Below are 18,455 nucleotides of genomic sequence, written 5' to 3'. Positions count from 1 at the left end.
TGAGCCAGGATCAAACTCTCCAATAAAGTATTGAAAAGAGCGATTAGCTCATTTTGAATCTGACGAGATTAAAAATCTCAATTTTGATCTTGCAAGCAAGATCGTTACTCACTCGTTGTTCAGTTTTCAAAGATCAAACTTCGTTTGCATCCGAGTGTTGTTCTCTTCAGCAACTTTTATATCTTATCACGTCCGAACCAATTTAGCAAGCACTTTTTTTAAGTTTCTTTCGAAGCTTATTTGGTTTGCTTACCGCACCGTGTTTCTCGTGTTTTCTTGGCCGGAATTAGAATATACCATGTACAGATTTTTTATGCAAGTCTTTTTTCGAAAAAGATTTTAATCCTTCAAACTTATAAACGCCTTGCCACATGAATATATGATCCCCCCTCTAGCTTCCTGCAATATCTCACATGCAGCTCATTAAAAAGAGCCATTCCCATCGGAATGACCCTACCTCTATAATAACTATTTGTTTAGTTAGCCTATAACTTCCTGAATATGAAGCTGCCGCTGCTGCATGAGATTAATTATCGTTCCTTCCACAGAAACCATTGGGCGTGTCGGGTGGTCCCGATCGGAGAAAATGATCTCCCCAATCTGGTTGTTGCTTAGTTTAACTCGAATTCCATTATGGATTTGTGTTGAACGCTGTATAAATACATTTACGATAGCAGGATCCAATTTGCCAAATGCCTCGCTTTTGATTTGCTCAAGAACCAGATATGGAGACTGTGCCTTCCGATAAATTTTCTTTAGGGTCATGGCATGGAAGATATCTGCAATTGCAACGATTTTGGCATAGATATGAATCTGTGTCCCGCTCAGCTGCAGTGGGTAACCTGAACCGTCGACTTTCTCATGATGCTGCAAAGCTGCAAGTCTTGCTCCTTCATTAATGGCCTTGGCCTGTTTCAGCACCTGATAGCCATACTTGGTATGCTGCCTAATCTCCTCTTGCTCAGATGGAGTCAATGTAGATGGTTTATGGAGAATCTGCGGGTCAACCTTGCTGTTGCCGATATCATGGAATAGTCCTGCAAAAGCCACCTGCATCCAGTCCTTGGAGGGTAAATCCATCCATTGAGCCAACTGATACGAGGTCATCGCACTAAGTACTGCATGGTGATAGACATAATCATGCTCCTGCATCACGCGCGGACTGAAAGTTAGCACATTATATTGTTTAAGATGTACAAATAAGGCTTCAAGCTGAGTACGAAGCTCATATACAGGCAATTCAGCTGCCAGAGAGGACAGAAAAGCACTTTTGGTTAATCCCACCATCTTCTCATACTCTTCATGGAGGGAAGGCACTGCAGGGGCTAAGACGGCACTACTGCCTTTACCCGTTCGATCCCCGTTCTTCTCACTACCTGATGCAGCTGCAGCCTTTGTGCCTGCCCCATTCGCTCCGATTCTTTCCTGTTCTATATCGACCTCATGAATCATAAAAGCTCTTAGGACTTCCACATCCTTGGGCAAAATGACTTTGCCTTTCTGAAATAACACGTTGCCGCGCAAAGTATGTACGTCATTCCCCAGTTTAAGGCCAGGTTTGACTTCAGACAGGGTAATTAATCCCATGTTTATTCTCCTCACTCTTCGTTCTTCTATAATGGTAAACAAGACCATAGTCCCGGTTTTCACGATATTTCCCATTATATTACTCATAAATCAGGCTGTACATCCTATATTCCTATATTTTTATATCAGAACGATACAATCGAAAAAAGGAGCTCCCAAATGGGAACCCCTTATTTCTATATACTCTTATATCAACCACTTCATACAATTGATAAAGCTATAAACCATTTTATGCTTCAGAATCAGAATCGTCGCCCTCGGTTTCTACATCCGTACCTGTATCTTCACTCGGGCTCACCAGGGAACCTTCCAAACCTTCCGCATCTCCTGCTTCCAGTCCTTCCAGCAATTCTTCATCTGGTTCATCTTCATTTTTGTCAATCCTGCTGACTGTGGCTACGGCATCCTCATCACGAATATGAATCAGTTTCACACCTTGTGTGTATCGACCCATAGTGGATATGCCTTCCATACTCATGCGGATCAATGTACCACTGGACGTGATAATCATCAGATCCTCTTCCGTTTTAACCATTTTGAGACTGACTACTGCACCATTCTTCTCCGTGACGTTAATGGTTTTAATCCCTTTACCACCACGAGTCTGCATGCGGTAATCGCTGACAGGGGTACGTTTACCATAACCTTTGGCCGTAACAATCAGAACATCAAGCTCTTGATCGACTACGTCCATGCCAATGACAACATCCCCTTCATCCAGTGTAATCCCCTTCACGCCGGTTGCACTCCGTCCCATGGAACGAACATTACCTTCCGAGAAGCGGATAGACATTCCGTGCGAAGTACCCATAATGATCTCTTGCTGGCCATCCGTCAGCTTAACCTCTATGAGAGCATCGTCATCACGCAAGGAGATCCCGATCAGACCGCCTTTGCGAATATTGGTGTAATCCTCAAGTGGTGTCTTCTTCACAACACCCTGGCGGGTAGCGAAGAACAGATACTTGTCACTCTCGAACTCCTGCACCGGAATTACGGCGTTAACCGACTCTCCCTGCTCAATCTGAATCAGGTTGATAATCGGTGTCCCCCGGGCTGTACGTCCAAGCTCTGGAATTTCGTAAGCTTTCAGACGATACACTTTACCCTTATCGGTAAAGAACATGAGGTAGTTGTGAGAGTTGGTTACGAATAGATGCTCGACAAAGTCGGTATCCTTCGTGTCCATGCCCACAACTCCACGTCCGCCCCGCTTCTGACTGCGATAGGTTGACACCGGGAGACGCTTCACGTAGCCCGTGTGCGTAATAGTGATAATCACCTCTTCACGCGGGATCAGATCCTCATCTAGAATGCTCTCTTCCCCAATGGTGATCTCTGTGCGGCGTTCGTCGCCGAAGCGCTCACGAACTTCTTGCAGTTCTTCACTGATAATATCGAGTACCAGATGCTCGTTGGCCAGAATTTCACGGTATTCCGCAATTTTGACCATGAGTTCGTTATATTCGTTCTCAATGCGTTCCCGTTCCAGACCTGTCAGGCGCTGCAAACGCATGTCCAAAATTGCTTGAGCTTGATCATGACTAAGTGAGAAACGCTCAATCAAACCTTCTCTAGCTGCGTCAGTATTGCTCGAGGAACGAATCAATGCAATAATCTCATCGATATGATCCAGGGCAATACGCAACCCTTCCAGAATGTGTGCACGGGCTTCTGCTTTTTTCAGCTCGAATTGTGTACGTCTGCGAATAACTTCAATCTGGTGCTGCAGGTAGTGATACAACACTTCGCGCAGGTTCAGAATTTTCGGTTCCTTATTCACAATTGCCAGCATATTGATACCAAACGTCGACTGCATTGACGTATGCTTGTACAAATTGTTCAGTACAACACCCGGGTTCACATCTCTGCGAAGCTCAATGACAATGCGCATCCCGTTACGGTCAGATTCATCGCGAAGGTCTGTAATACCATCAATTTTCTTGTCGCGAACCAGTTCGGCAATTTTCTCCACCAGTCTTGCCTTGTTGACCTGGTAAGGAATCTCGGTAACAACAATACGTGCCTTGTTGTTATTTTCCTCAATATTGGTTTTGGCCCGCATCGTAACTGAACCGCGGCCTGTCTGGTAAGCCTGGCGAATACCGGAGCGTCCCAGAATATAACCAGCCGTAGGGAAGTCTGGCCCATGAATATAATCCATCAATTCCATGGAGGTAATGTCCGGATTTTTGATCATGGCCTGAACGCCGTCAATCACCTCACCCAAATTATGAGGAGGGATATTCGTAGCCATACCTACTGCGATCCCGCCGACACCATTGACAAGCAAGTTAGGGAAACGAGCTGGCAGAACTACAGGCTCGCTCTCTTCACCGTCATAGTTAGGCTGGAAATCAATCGTATCTTTGTTGATATCTCTGAGCATTTCCATAGCAATCTTGGACAAACGTGCCTCCGTGTAACGCATCGCAGCTGCCATATCGCCATCCACGGATCCAAAGTTACCATGGCCATCAACGTGCATGTAACGCAGGGAGAAATCCTGAGCCATCCTTACCATCGTTTCGTATACGGCAGAGTCACCATGCGGGTGATACTTACCGATAACTTCGCCGACGATTCTGGCTGATTTTTTATGTGGTTTATCGGGTGTCATGCCTAGCTCAGACATTGCGTATAAAATACGCCGGTGAACCGGCTTCAATCCGTCACGCACGTCAGGCAGTGCACGGCTAACAATGATGCTCATCGCATAATCCATAAACGATTCACGCATCTCAACGCCTATATCCCGATCTTTAATCTGCGAGTTCATTTCTTCCGCCATGCTGGACCTCCTTCTTGTCCTTCAACAAACAGTTCCATCAGTCATTAAAAATAGTGTATGTGAAAAGCCTAACAAGGCTAAAACCGCGCAAGAACGTTACTCTTTATTATATTACTTTCACAAAAGTTACACAATTAAACGTCCGCTGGGCAATAGCCTTTCTTCCGGGAACTTTGGAGAGCCTGGGGATTAGCCCTGCCTTCCTCTCCGTTTATACATACAATGCTAGAAAAGCGGCACATGTACTGCGTGTATTAAGGCTGATGCCGTTCCCGTTCTACGATCAAACTACCATTTGTGCAGCAAAACGCACAAAACGTCATATTTCTCTATTATACCACTGATATCGTCTCTTGTCCTTTGATTTCTCCGTACTGCTGCTGTCCAGAAAACTCTCGAATAAAACATGAAAGGACTGGTGGCTTCTTGAGTATCCAGCGCGTCTCTAGCAAATGGACCAAAACGGTTGTGTTGCAGCGCAGCCGTACTGTGAACGAATATATACCTGTTACAAGGCAATATAATCGCCAAACCCTTGAACGGATGACCGAACTGTTCGAGCTCAATTATATTAAACCAGATCACGGAACCTACGGTAATGGGGTGATGCGAGTAAAAACAATTCACACCTTCAGTCCATCGTCCCCTGGTTCCGATACGGAGGAGAAGGGAACTGAGGATATAGACCATCTGCTCTCAGCCTCTTCCCTCCCCGAATCCAGCAATCAAGATAGTGGGATTTCTTCAATCGGAGTTACATCATATCAGCTCCAATATGGCACCAAACAGGAGCTGTATCCTTCTCTGGATGAACTGCATAAAGCCCTGGAAGGGCGTATTCAGGGACACACTTACCTTATTCAGCAAGGTATTCCTCTCCTCAAACATGAAGGACTGCCGTTCGACTTACGAGTGCTTACACAAAAGAATCTGAAGAACAATTGGGAAACGACGGGGATTCTGGGCAGAATCGCAGCACCGGGAAAAATTATAACCAATATTCATGGCGGAGGAAGGCTGGCCACATTCGAAGAGCTGGTAATGCCCCATCTCCACACATCCAGATTCCAGAAGCTTCGCAGCGAGCTATACCGGCTCGGTATTCATACCGCCGTTCAGTTGCAGAAGTCATTTCCAAGACTTAAAGAGATCGGTATCGATATTGCCCTGGATGAAACTGGCCGACCCTGGATTCTGGAGGTCAACACACTGCCTGGAATCTACGCCTTTGGCTTGTTGCCTGACAAAGAGGCTTATCGCAAGATTAAGCGGTATGCCATTGCTTACGGCAGATTACCCTCTAAAAAAAAGAAACCAGCACGCCATACCACCAAATCACAAGCATCCTCTTCCACAGCTAAAAGTCGAGCCCGATAACACCTATATAACTTGTTCCGTTCATCTCATGAAAGTAAAAAGGCGCCCAGCAGGCGCCTATTCTTATATCGTCAAATATCGAGGTTTTTCACATATTTAGCATTTTCCTGAATAAAGTCACGACGAGGTTCAACGTTATCCCCCATCAGGGTATCAAACATGGCATCCGCCAGCATGGCATCGCTGATGGATACTTGCAGCATCGTCCGGCTTTCAGGGTCCATTGTGGTTTCCCACAGCTGTCCGGCATTCATCTCGCCAAGACCTTTGTAACGCTGGACATTGAACTTCGCATTTTCGCCGAGACTCGCGATAATTTCATCGCGTTCCTTCTCGGAACCGGCATAACGAATAACTTTATTGCGCTCAATCTTGAACAGTGGCGGTTGGGCAATGTAAACATAACCTGCCTCAATGATTTTGCGCATATAACGATACAGGAATGTCAACAACAGAGTCCGGATATGGGCTCCATCGACATCGGCATCGGTCATCAAAATAATTTTGTGGTAACGCGCTTTGGAAATATCAAAGTCATCGCCAATCCCTGTACCCATTGCGGTGATGATTGCTCTAATCTCCGCATTGCCAAGAATCCGGTCAAGGCGAGCCTTTTCGACGTTCAGAATTTTACCGCGCAGCGGCAAAATCGCCTGGAAATGACGGTCCCGACCCTGTTTCGCAGAACCACCGGCAGAGTCACCTTCGACGATGTACAGTTCGCTGATCGAGGCATCCTTGGAGGAACAGTCGGCCAGTTTACCTGGCAAAGAGCTCACTTCAAGCGCACCCTTACGGCGAGTCAATTCCCGTGCCTTACGTGCAGCTTCACGCGCACGAGCCGCTTGCAGTCCTTTTTCCAGAATGCGGCGGGATACCGAAGGGTTTTCTTCCAGGAACTCCTGAAGCTTCTCGGCAAACAGGGATTCGACAATACCGCGCACTTCACTGTTACCCAGCTTCGTCTTGGTCTGTCCCTCAAACTGCGGCTCAGGAATTTTGACCGAGATAATGGCCGTCAAACCTTCACGCACATCATCCCCGGACAAATTGCCTGTACTGTCCTTGATTACACCCGCTTTGCGGGCATAGTCGTTAATGATCCGGGTCAGTGCACTCTTGAAGCCCGATTCATGCGTTCCGCCCTCGTGCGTATTGATGTTATTGGCAAAAGAATAAATATTCTCGGTGTAGTTGTCATTGTACTGCAGGGCAACTTCCACCTGGATATTATCTCTGGAGCCTTCAACGTAAATCGGATTCTCGTGCAGCACTTCACGCTTCTGATTCAGGAAGGAGACGTACTCGATAATCCCGCCTTCATACAGGAACGAGTTGGTGGCACCTGTGCGCTCATCCGTCAACGTAAGACCGATACCCTTGTTCAGGAACGCCAGCTCACGAATACGGGTAAGCAAAGTATCGTAGTCGTACACCAACGTCTCAGTGAAAATTTCCGGATCCGGATGGAACGTAACCGTTGTTCCCGTTTCGTCAGTTGTCCCGATTGTTTTCAAGTCATACTGCGGAGCACCACGACGGTATTCCTGTTGATAAACATGGCCGTCAACCTTAACGGTGACAACAACTTTTGCTGATAGAGCATTGACGACGGATACACCGACACCATGTAGTCCGCCGGATACTTTGTACCCACCGCCACCAAACTTACCTCCTGCATGGAGAACGGTCATAACGACCTCAAGTGCAGGACGTTTCATTTTGGCATGTTCGCCTACGGGAATTCCACGTCCATTATCGACTACAGTGATGCTGTTATCTTCATGGATAGTAACTTCGATATGATCGCAGTAACCTGCGAGTGCTTCATCGATACTGTTGTCCACTACTTCCCAGACCAGATGATGCAGACCTTTGGCACTGGTGGAACCAATATACATCCCTGGACGTTTACGAACGGCTTCCAGTCCTTCAAGAACCTGAATTTCATCTGCACCATATGACGGTTGATTCATAGACATGCTTCCACCTACTTCTATAGATTCAATATCGTAAATATGCGTTAACTAAGAATGCATGCTGAAAATGGACATCTGCCCTTAACTTCAACAAGCAGTTCAAATAAAGACAAGCAGCAGAAGGCATACTTATACCCTGACTTATAAAGATCTAAAGATCAGGGAAAATGTGGGCGCGCTTCTTAAGGGTGGCTGAGGAAATAGGTGAATAGTACACAATGTTCTTGGTCACAACAATAGACTTGGCTTCCTCTTCACCGATCCGTTCCACTGTTTTTTCCTGCTCGGCATGCGTGACATACTGCTTGGAGATTTTAGAGGATTTTTCAATCGATATATCAAAAATAGCGACCAATTCGGAAGAACGGATAATTTTCTCGCCGCCCAGATGAATGTACATGTCCCCTCACTCCTTAGCGTTCAACCTGTCCGGCATGAACGTGATAAATACTGGCATCTTTGAGCTTGTCAACGTTCAGGCTCTCGATTCCAGTAGCTGTAATAAAGGTTTGCACCTTGCTCTGGAACGTTTCGATCAGCTGCGTCTGACGGAAAGGATCCAGTTCAGACAATACATCGTCAAGCAGCAGGACCGGATATTCACCGATTTCTTCATGGATCAGTTCAATTTCCGCAAGTTTAAGGGACAACGCCGTTGTGCGCTGCTGCCCCTGCGAACCATACGTTTGTACTTCCCGGTCGTTAATGAAAAAGGACAGGTCATCCCGGTGCGGCCCACTAAGGGTTGTGCCCCGGCGAATCTCCTGCTCTTTCATTTGTGATAATTTTATCATAAATTGGTCCATTAAAACAGCTTCATCTTCCTCAGCGGCTTCGCTGAAGGACGGAAGGTAGGCCAGACGCAGTACTTCTCCACCTCCGGTAATCCCCTGATGAATCGTTTCGGCCCACTTTTGCAGTTTCTTTATGAATTGTTTCCTTTTTTTGACGATTTTAACACCGTGCTCAGCCAGCTGTTCATTCCAGATCTCAAGCATCGTCTGGGCAGACGCGTCCTTGCCCCATAACTGTTTGAGCAGATTGTTTCGCTGAACGAGCACTTTCTGGTACTGCTGAAGATGGTAAAGGTAACCCGGGGCTACCTGTCCGATCTCCATGTCAAGAAACCGGCGGCGAACCCCCGGTGTGCCTTTGACAATCTCCAGATCTTCCGGTGCAAACATGACCACATTGAGTGCGCCGACAAAATCGCTTAACTTTCGCTGCTCTAGCCCATTGATCTTGGCTTTCTTCCCTTGTTGCGACAAAGACAGCTCCAGATTGACGGTTCCATACTTTTTGTCGACTTCCGCCGCAAGCCTGGCACGTTCCTCACCGAAACGGATCAGCTCCTTGTCGCGGGATGTACGGTGGCTCTTGGTGAGTGCAAGCACGAAGATGGCCTCTGCAAGATTGGTCTTCCCCTGGGCATTCTGCCCGATTAGCAGATTCACTGGACCAAAAGACTCCAGTTTCAGATGTTCATAATTGCGGAATTGCTGCAGATCAATGCTATTGACAAACACGTGGTAACCTCCCTTTTATCCCGTCCGTCAGGAGGCAGCAGGATCGAACCAGTTTATTCTGCGGCAACTTCGAACGCGCCTTCTCCGTCCACCTCAACGATATCCCCAGGGTATAACTTGCGTCCCCGGCGTTCCTCTGGCTCTTTATTCACACGTACAAGTCCTTCTTGAAGCAGGGCTTTGGCCATGCCTCCGGTTGGAATGCAATCTGCCAGTTTCAAAAATTGGTCAAGCTTAATATATTCCGTTCGAATCGTTACTCGGTTCACTGGAATCTTCCTTTCGTTAGTTGGTCGTCCGGTAAGGCAAGATGACGTAAAGGCTGTGACTGTCGTCCAGCGGTTTCAAGATGATCGGACTCATGACGCCAGTAAAGGCAATCATCAGCTGTTCGCTTTCGACCACTTTCAGCACATCCAGCATATATTTGGAGTTGAACGAGATTTTTAGCGGATCGCCTGTAAACTCGGCAGGCTCAATTTCTTCTCTTACTTTTCCCAGCTCGGAGGAGCTTGATGAAATTTCGATCGTGCCGGATTCCATTGTTTGCATGCGCACAATGTTGGTCTTTTCTTCACGCGACAGCAAATAAGCCCGGTCAATCGACTCACTTAATTTTTTTGTATCCAAAACAAGTTCTGTTTTGTACGAAGTTGGAATAATTCTAGAAGTATCCGGATATGTTCCGTCCAAAATACGGGAATAGAACAGGACACGGTCAATTTTGAACAGGACCTGGTTGTCGGCTACAACGATATCCACAAGTGTATTTTGATCCGGCACAATTTTGCTGAGTTCGTTGAGCGTCTTACCCGAGATGACAACATTGTTGAAACGTACTCCCTCTGCATTATCCAGCATTGCAGAACGAGTAGCAAGACGGTGGCGGTCGGTTGCCACAAATTTCAACTCATTATCCCCAAGGCTCCAGAGTACACCCGTCAGGATTGGGGTCGTTTCGTGGGTAGAGATGGAGAATACCGTTTGCTTAACCATGTTCTTAAGCAGATCTCCAGGAATGGAGACCGTTTGGTTCTCTTCGATGCTTGGCAGTACCGGGAATTCTTCCGGATCCAGACCAACCAGTTGAATTTCGGTAGCACCTGCCGAGATGAAGGTGTTGAAATTGTCTTTGACCTCCATGTGGATTTCCTGAGACGGCAGTTTTTTGATGATTTCGACAAAGAACTTCGCTGGCAGTACAACGCTGCCGGGTTGTTCTACCTGAACTACGCTCTTATCTCCTTCTTCAAGCGGGATAAAGGATTGAATCGAGATATCCGTGTCGCTTGCTGTCAACGTAACCCCTTGATGATTCACGTCGAATTTGATCCCGCTCAAGATGGGGATGGTTGTGCGGCTAGAGATCGCTTTGGATACATGCTGGATGGATTCGTTCAGATAGCTTTTCATTATGCTGATTTTCATGGTTTCACTCCTAGCGGATTTTTTGGGTGTTTGGGTATTGAAAGGTGTTCATCAAAAGGCCGGAGGCCGAGCTTCAAACGGCGTATTTGGAGATGATATCTTTTAGATCTTTTTAGTAATAATAGTAATAGGGGCACTGAATATGTGGATAAGTGGGTATAAACCCATAAAATTAAGCCTATCCACATGTGTACACGTTGTGCATAGGCTTGGGACTTGTTCAGGTTGGATTCTTTATTTTTTCGGTTAAGTTGTTGATAACTTTATAGAGCTCCTGATCGACTTTGATCGATTGGGAGATTTTTTCGTGCGCATGAATGACTGTCGTATGATCTCGTCCTCCGAATGCTTCCCCAATTTTGGGCAGGGAAAAGTCAGTCAGTTCACGTGAAAGATACATGGCAATCTGTCTTGGAAAAGCAACGGCTTTGGTCCGCTTCCGGGCTTTGAAATCTTCAAGCTTGAGGCTATAATACTCGCCGACCTTTTGTTGGATGTCTTGAATAGTGATCATTTTAGGACGGCTGGAAGGAATGATATCCTTCAATGCTTCTGCAGCCAGATGAGTGGTTACATCTTGATTCGTCAGGGAAGAGTAGGCAACTACCCGGATAAGTGCGCCTTCCAGCTCGCGGATGTTGGTGTCAATCTGGTTGGCGATATACATCATGGCTTCGTTAGGAATATCCAGGTTTTCTGCACGGGCCTTCTTACGCAAAATGGCGATCCGTGTCTCCAGATCCGGAGGCTGGATGTCCGTGATTAATCCCCATTCGAAGCGGGAACGAAGCCGCTCTTCCAGAGTCGGAATTTCCTTCGGTGGTCTGTCGCTGGAGATGATAATCTGTTTCCGTTCCTCATGCAGCGCATTAAACGTATGGAAAAATTCCTCTTGTGTCGATTCTTTTCCCGCCAGGAACTGAATATCATCAATAAGCAGGATATCGACATTCCGATATTTATTGCGGAAACTTTCCCCGCGGTTGTCACGGATCGAGTTAATAAATTCGTTCGTGAATTTCTCAGATGACAAATAAACAACCTTGCTCCCCGGATCATGCTCCAAAACATAATGGCCGATTGCATGCATCAAGTGGGTTTTGCCGAGTCCAACGCCTCCGTACAGAAACAAAGGATTGTATGCTTTGGCGGGCGCTTCAGCGACCGCCAGCGATGCGGCATGGGCAAAACGGTTGCCTGGTCCAATGACAAATGTATCGAACGTATATTTTGGATTCAGCATGCTGAGCACCGCTTCTTCCTGAACCACCGTAGGCGTTGGCGCCGGCAGCTGCGGGTCCGGTTCAGCAGGCTTGTTCTCTTCGATGACAAATTTCACATCGACTTGTTTGCCTAACAGTTCATATACTGTCGAGCCAACCAATTTGGTGTAGCGGCTCTCCAGCCATTCGACGGCAAACGTAGTCGGCGCGGAAATGACAATTGAACTGTCATTCAGCTTCGTTGCTTTGGTTGCTTTGAACCAGGTATCGAAGCTGGGTTTGCTGAGCTTGTTTTGTATGATTGATAAAATTTGCTGCCATAAATCAGAAGTATGGCTGTCCACAGACTGTCACTCCTTTTACATGTTCCAAGTGTGGCTTAAGCCATGATGCAGTGTCGAAATACGAGATATATTGTTGAATTTATCCCCAAACCCCCGCAGGTCGAAAACAAAAAAAGAATGAACAACGGAAAATTGTTCACAACTTTATCCACAGGCTGTTGATAATATTATGGGTCAGATCACATATTCACATCCAAAAGTAATACAATCATAGCAAAAGAAGCCCCGCATTTCAACGTATGGCGAGATTTTATCCACAAATTCAATAACTTGTGTATAATTTTTAATCACAACACAATATATTGTTTATAAATTGTTTAATTTTCGACAGGATGAACCAAAAAGCCAAAATGTTTTATACACAGGTTATACGTCAAATATTGCTGAATTGTGTGTAAATTGATTCGAAAATTGTGAATAACCTATCTGTGGATAACCGCTAATTCAAAATTGAACCTGAGGAAGTGGATTGGTTTGATCTCTTTAACCTCATTCTTGGTTGTGGTGATAAAGGGCTATTCTGGAGGAGTAAAGAGATAGGAAGCAGGCAGCAGCTGCTTGGTCATTTTAGAGGCAGAATGGGAGGCATGGATGGACAAACGAAGACAGTGAATTTGGGCATGAGCGAGGTGAATCAGGACGATATACGGACGTAAAAAAGAGATTGCTCCCTTAAGACCAGTGTGTGGTCTAAGTGAACAACCTCTTTTTTTGTTTCTATAGAAGTAAACCGTTAATCGGTGCTCAAAGACAATTTGCGCTGAAATTCAGCAATGTCGGCATACTCCTCCTCGAGTTTGCGTGAGATGCGAATGAAAATGGGAAGCAGTTCCCGATAGATCGCTGCATTTTCTCTAATAGGGGTATGTCTGTGGGTTGTACCAACCATGGAAGAGACAGCATGAAGTGACTTGATTCGCCCTGTAGCGTACAGACCGAGTACAACAGCCCCCAGACAAGAGCTTTCGAAGCTCTCAGGAACAACAACCTCCTGGTTGAAAATATCGGACATCATCTGCCGCCAGAGAGGGGAACGTGCAAAACCGCCAGTAGCCTGAATGGAGGTCGGTTGCCCGATCTGTTCTTCCATCGCCAGCAAGACGGTGTACAGGTTAAAAATAACCCCTTCCAGGACAGCCCGGATCATGTGCTCTTTCTGATGATGGAGGGTCAAACCAAAGAAGGAACCACGGGCATCCGGATTCCATAAGGGGGCACGCTCTCCTGACAGGTAAGGGTGGAACAGAAGTCCTTCAGAGCCCGCACTAACACGTTCAGCAATTTTGGTTAGGACATCATACGAATTGATGCCAAGCCGTTTGGCCGTTTCCACTTCAGATGCAGCGAATTCGTCACGGACCCAGCGGAACAGCATACCACCGTTATTGACAGGTCCGCCGATGACCCACAGATCCTCTGTGAGGGCATAACAGAAGGTCCGTCCCTTCGGATCGGTAACCGGGCGATCAACAACAGTACGAATGGCACCGCTGGTGCCAATGGTGGCTGCAACTACTCCAGGTTCGATGGCGTTTACGCCGAGATTGGATAGAACCCCGTCACTTGCCCCGATAACAAAGGGAGTAGAGGGGGAAAGGCCCATTTTTTCTGCACACTCGCTGTCCATTCCTTCTATAGTATGTGTAGTTGGCACGAGCTCCGAGAGATGATTAGGTGTTATCCCTGCAACCTCTAGTGCTTCAGCATCCCAGTCCAATTGTTCCAGATTGAGCAGGCCGGTACAGGAGGCGATGGAATGATCGACTACATATTGTCCGAATAAGCGGAAGAACAAATATTCTTTAATCGAGATAAATTTGGCTGCACGCTGGAAAAGTTCAGGTTCGTCGTGACGCAGCCACATGAGTTTGGTTAGTGGAGACATGGGATGAATGGGGGTACCTGTGCGCAAATAAATGCGATGACCCTGTCCATTCTCCTGCAATTTGGCGGACCAGGCTGCACTTCGGTTATCGGCCCAAGTGATGCAGCGAGTGAGCGGTTTATGGTCTGATCCCATGGCGATTAAACTATGCATGGCGGAACTGCAGGACAAAAACATGATTTGTCCCGCAGTTACACCGCTCTGATCCATGACACCACGTACGGAGTTAATGGCTGCTTGTACAATTTCCTCCGGATCCTGCTCAGCTACATCGGGGGCAGGTGTATATAGAGGATATTCGTGAGTTGAAGTGCTGACAACCTCGCCTTGCTCCGTAAATAATACGGATTTGGTACTGGTTGTGCCGATATCCATACCAATCATATATTTTTTCATTGGGTGTAATCCTTCTTTCCATTGAAACGATAAAATTTTCTCTTCTCATTGATTCAATTTGTCTTATATCACAGCGCTCAGCAGCAAAATAAAGATCAGTCCGACCACGGATAATAGTGTTTCCATAACGGTCCACGTTTTGAGCGTCTGGGAGACACTCATATTAAAGAATTCTTTGATCATCCAGAAACCTGCGTCATTTACATGGGACAGGACAAGTGAGCCTGCACCTGTAGCAAGCACAACCAGTTCGATATTGGCCCCTGGCGTCAGTGCCAGAACCGGAGCAACAATACCCGCTGCTGTTGTCATGGCAACCGTTGCTGAGCCGGTGGCTACCCGAATCAGTGCAGCAACCAGCCATGCAAACAGAATGACATTGATATTGGCATGTGTAGCGACCTCTGCGATCGCATTTCCGACGCCACTATTGATCAACACCTGCTTAAACGCGCCGCCCCCACCAATAATGAGAATGATGGTCGCCGTAGGCGCCAGACATTCACTGGTAAACCGGGAAATATCGTGTTTCGTGAATCCGCGTGCGAAGCCAAGTGAAAAGAGGGCGAATACCACGGATATCAACAGCGCAATGATCTCATGCCCAATAAACTCACAGAAGACCGTGAATGCACTTGTGGCATTCGGGTCTACGATGTTGGCAATGGAGCCGATCAGCATGAGAATGACTGGCAGCAAGATCGTAAACAGGGTAATTCCGAACCCTGGAAGATTGGTACTTTTTTTCGTAGCGAATTGCTCGGCCAGCTCAGCTGGCGGTTCGGTGTGTATTCTTTTGCCGATAAACTTACCGAACAAGGGACCCGCAATAATAGCTGTTGGAATACCAACAATCAGAGAGTACAAAATGGTTTTCCCCAAATCCGCATTGAATGCATCAATGGCGATCATAGGAGCTGGATGGGGAGGAACAAGACCATGTACAGTCGACAGTCCCGCCAGAATCGGAATCCCGATCTGCAGCAGCGACATATTCGTTTTACGCGCAACGGTGAATATGATCGGAATCAGCAGAATGACACCAACTTCGAAGAAAACAGGAATACCGACAATAAAACCAACGATCATCATCGCCCAGTGCACACGTTTAACACCGAAGCGATCCACGAGTGTCGTCGCAATGCGTTCGGCACCGCCGGATTCTGCCATCATTTTACCGAGCATCGTACCAAGCCCGATAACAATCGCTATCGTTCCAAGCGTACCGCCAAGCCCGCCTGTTATGGAAGTAATCACATCGGCAGGTTTCATACCTGCAAGCAGACCAAGCATTAATGCGGATAACAAAAGGGTAATGAAGGGATTCCATTTATATTTGGAAATCAACACGATCAGAAATACGATCGCAATTAATGTCCACACCAATAATGTTGCATTATGGGACAGGCCAAAAAGAGTGCTCATGATGTATGCTCCTTTGTTTTGAATATAAACGCTTACAAGGGAAATCGTCGTCGGGGAAGGGTTACTCCCTTTAATATGCCCAAAAATTGAAACAAAATCGCATTTTGTATACTTGTCGACAAGTTGGACGGCAATCTATCCTTCTGGATATGATTGCGGGCGTCTGGCAGTATTTAAACCAACGCCATAAAAATTAAACTCCGTACATTGTTGGTCAGGAGTCAAAGCTTTCGTGCAATGTTTTACCGGAATCCTGAAAGTACGTACGTACTCCGGCCTGAATCGATGTTTTGTCACCTGACTCAAGTGCTTCGATTAACAGACGATGTTTATGAATTACAGCGCTTACTTTTGGGTCACCCTGAACAAACACCCTGCGGGTTGTAAGCAGCATGACTGTCATGACCACATAACGGATGCTTCTCCATAAATGTGAAATACGGGAGTGCTCCGCCGCTTCGATAATGGTCTCATGGAAGGTCAGATCTTGATAAGCAAATTCGACCGCATCCTGATGCCGCCCTGCCAGTTCCATCTTGTCCAGTATGTTGCGAAGCTGGGTAATCAATTGCGCAGGAACAGACCCGGCAAGCCGCTGCTGAACAAAGCTCTCAATCAGAAAGCGGACATCGTACAGCTCTTCAACATCCTTGATCTTTAATCCAAGGACAACCACACCCATCCGTTCAAGCCGAATCAGTCCTTCATTCGACAGTGTTCTCAAGGCTTCACGCACAGGTGAACGACTGCTGTCAAAATCAGCGGCAATTCGATTCTCAGATAAAATCTCTCCAGGACGCAGGGTTCCGCTGATGATGCGCAGCCTTAATTCGCAGGCGATTGCTTCCCCGCGGGAAGCTCCCTGCAGCCAGGAAGAAGGAAACAACATAATGGCTAACGCTCCTATTCAAGTAATCAGTTCATGAAGGTTCATATGGATGTATACCCGATCGATATCACACTTTAATAAACCTGCATACTGATCATAGCACAACTTTTTTACAGTTTGCATTTTGCTTGAACCGGAAGCGGAAGTTTGTATATTGAACATTCCTTCGAATCATTTTTCAAAGAGCCAATCTTCTACTTCTTTTGCAAGTAAAAGAAAGTGTAAGTGACTTTAGGATAGAACTGAAATGACCCATAAGTATACTTGTATACAAGATGTGATTTTTATCCTACACCTTTCTTGAAAACTTGTAAACCTTCAATTAAAGCGGATACATCAAATTTTAAACTTTGAATAAATGATATGAGAAAAATTCAACACGTAGTGATTTAACGATACTGTAGAAACGGTGAAATGGATTTATTAAGGACTAGCTAATATACAGATAAAAATAAATATTCGTTATCCACATGTGAATAACTTAAGGATTACAAAACAGGAGGGAATAGAGTGATTCCGGGGTGTGGGTAACCGTGAAATTGGGGGAGTGATCACGTTAAAAGCTTATTTGGGGATAACTTTTGCCACCACAAATCCTGACTCAAACAGAATAGATTCGGTGAGGATCGAATTGAGCTCTGAGGGGAGACTGGAAATGGCTATAAAAAGAGGGAGAAGCTACGTGGGTTAGAGTTGACTTTTCCAGGTGTACGTGGTTAAATATAAAAAGGTGTTTTCTGTGAAGATGAAAATGATTCATCACATAAGTATTTCCTTGTAAGGAGGTGCAATACATTGAGACCTACATTCAAACCGAACGTAAGCAAACGTAAAAAAGTTCATGGTTTCCGGAAAAGAATGAGCACGAGCAACGGCCGTAAAGTTTTGGCTGCACGTCGCCTGAAAGGCCGTAAAGTCCTGAGTGCTTAATGCATGAGAAGACCACCGAGGTGGTCTTTTTTTTCTTAAATAGGTCATTTCAGACTGGATGCTGGTACAGATCAGGTCTGAATTGGCTGTGAAAAAGTGTCCAAGCGACCACTCATGTTTTAATGAAGCACGATGAATAAGTCACGAAATTTTTAAAAAGTTTCCTTATATATAATGAAGTTGTCGTCAGAGCGGTTTACCGTTATTCAAGAAAGCCTATACTAAATCAGTAATGAGGCCTCCGTCAATATCGATGGTGGAGAACAGCAAGGAGAAGCGCCGTGTATAAAAGACTGCGTTTGCGAAACCGGGCGGACTTTAGCCGCGTATACCGGTATGGGAAATCTTTTGCCAATCATCAATTCGTGGTGTATGGCTGCCGCCGTAAAGATACGGAGCAATTCCGGGTTGGCGTATCATGCAGCAAGAAAATCGGAAACGCTGTCGTACGCAACCGGATGAGACGCATGATTAAGGAAATTATAAGGCACCGTGAGAAGGAGATTGTCACGCAAATGGACCTGATCTTCATCGTAAGAAAAGGTGCACTGGACATGACCTATCAGGAAATGGAGAAAAGTCTGCTGCACGTCATGCGCAAAGCGGCTCTTCTAAAGCCGAACAAACGGTAAGCTTCGGTTTATTTGTCCTCCTAATTATGGTATGATTTACGGT

At 46.2% G+C, this 18,455-nt stretch carries 14 protein-coding genes; 3 read left to right on the top strand and 11 right to left on the bottom strand.

Annotated features, from left to right (window positions below):
• Positions 1-480 precede the first annotated feature (480 nt).
• Positions 481-1,587, bottom strand: a complete 1,107-nt coding sequence (locus tag HP552_RS03260) for an HD-GYP domain-containing protein (RefSeq protein ID WP_175394216.1) — start codon at positions 1,585-1,587, stop codon at positions 481-483.
• Between the two features lie 229 nt (positions 1,588-1,816).
• Complete coding sequence (gene gyrA, locus HP552_RS03255; protein ID WP_175394215.1) at positions 1,817-4,378, bottom strand: DNA gyrase subunit A; 2,562 nt, start codon at positions 4,376-4,378, stop codon at positions 1,817-1,819.
• Positions 4,379-4,804: 426 nt separating this feature from the next.
• Between gyrA and HP552_RS03250 the strand changes: the two genes are divergently transcribed.
• Positions 4,805-5,755, top strand: a complete 951-nt coding sequence (locus HP552_RS03250; protein WP_175394214.1) for a YheC/YheD family protein — start codon at positions 4,805-4,807, stop codon at positions 5,753-5,755.
• A gap of 71 nt (positions 5,756-5,826) precedes the next feature.
• On the opposite strand, the gene gyrB is transcribed toward HP552_RS03250, so the two are convergent.
• The 9 genes from gyrB to HP552_RS03205 form a co-directional block, all read right to left on the bottom strand.
• A complete protein-coding gene (gene gyrB / locus HP552_RS03245) occupies positions 5,827-7,737 on the bottom strand; it encodes a DNA topoisomerase (ATP-hydrolyzing) subunit B (protein WP_175394213.1) in 1,911 nt (636 codons plus the stop codon).
• Positions 7,738-7,885: 148 nt separating this feature from the next.
• Positions 7,886-8,134 carry an extracellular matrix regulator RemB gene (gene remB / locus HP552_RS03240; protein ID WP_095293520.1) on the bottom strand — a complete coding sequence of 83 codons (249 nt, stop codon included), beginning with the start codon at positions 8,132-8,134 and terminating at the stop codon, positions 7,886-7,888.
• Positions 8,135-8,147: 13 nt separating this feature from the next.
• Complete coding sequence (gene recF, locus HP552_RS03235; RefSeq protein ID WP_095293519.1) at positions 8,148-9,260, bottom strand: DNA replication/repair protein RecF; 1,113 nt, start codon at positions 9,258-9,260, stop codon at positions 8,148-8,150.
• A 53-nt stretch (positions 9,261-9,313) separates the two neighbouring features.
• A complete protein-coding gene (gene yaaA, locus HP552_RS03230) occupies positions 9,314-9,529 on the bottom strand; it encodes a S4 domain-containing protein YaaA (RefSeq protein WP_056697580.1) in 216 nt (71 codons plus the stop codon).
• Positions 9,530-9,545: 16 nt separating this feature from the next.
• Complete coding sequence (gene dnaN / locus HP552_RS03225; protein WP_095362172.1) at positions 9,546-10,688, bottom strand: DNA polymerase III subunit beta; 1,143 nt, start codon at positions 10,686-10,688, stop codon at positions 9,546-9,548.
• A gap of 220 nt (positions 10,689-10,908) precedes the next feature.
• Positions 10,909-12,255: a chromosomal replication initiator protein DnaA gene (gene dnaA / locus HP552_RS03220; RefSeq protein WP_175394212.1), complete on the bottom strand. Its 1,347-nt coding sequence runs from the start codon at positions 12,253-12,255 to the stop codon at positions 10,909-10,911.
• A 733-nt stretch (positions 12,256-12,988) separates the two neighbouring features.
• Positions 12,989-14,536 carry a gluconokinase gene (gene gntK / locus HP552_RS03215; RefSeq protein ID WP_175394211.1) on the bottom strand — a complete coding sequence of 516 codons (1,548 nt, stop codon included), beginning with the start codon at positions 14,534-14,536 and terminating at the stop codon, positions 12,989-12,991.
• 63 nt (positions 14,537-14,599) lie between these two features.
• Positions 14,600-15,961: a GntP family permease gene (locus HP552_RS03210; RefSeq protein ID WP_175394210.1), complete on the bottom strand. Its 1,362-nt coding sequence runs from the start codon at positions 15,959-15,961 to the stop codon at positions 14,600-14,602.
• Positions 15,962-16,175: 214 nt separating this feature from the next.
• Complete coding sequence (locus HP552_RS03205) at positions 16,176-16,850, bottom strand: GntR family transcriptional regulator (protein ID WP_175394209.1); 675 nt, start codon at positions 16,848-16,850, stop codon at positions 16,176-16,178.
• Positions 16,851-17,645: 795 nt separating this feature from the next.
• Here HP552_RS03205 and rpmH point away from each other — a divergent pair.
• Both rpmH and rnpA read left to right on the top strand, forming a co-directional pair.
• Positions 17,646-17,780: a 50S ribosomal protein L34 gene (gene rpmH, locus HP552_RS03200; protein WP_024629517.1), complete on the top strand. Its 135-nt coding sequence runs from the start codon at positions 17,646-17,648 to the stop codon at positions 17,778-17,780.
• A gap of 281 nt (positions 17,781-18,061) precedes the next feature.
• A complete protein-coding gene (rnpA, locus tag HP552_RS03195) occupies positions 18,062-18,412 on the top strand; it encodes a ribonuclease P protein component (protein ID WP_175394208.1) in 351 nt (116 codons plus the stop codon).
• Positions 18,413-18,455: the final 43 nt, after the last annotated feature.

Origin of the sequence: Paenibacillus xylanilyticus (genome assembly GCF_013359935.1) — a bacterium.
Taxonomy (GTDB): domain Bacteria; phylum Bacillota; class Bacilli; order Paenibacillales; family Paenibacillaceae; genus Paenibacillus; species Paenibacillus xylanilyticus.
This window is presented reverse-complemented; position numbering and strand designations above follow the sequence as displayed.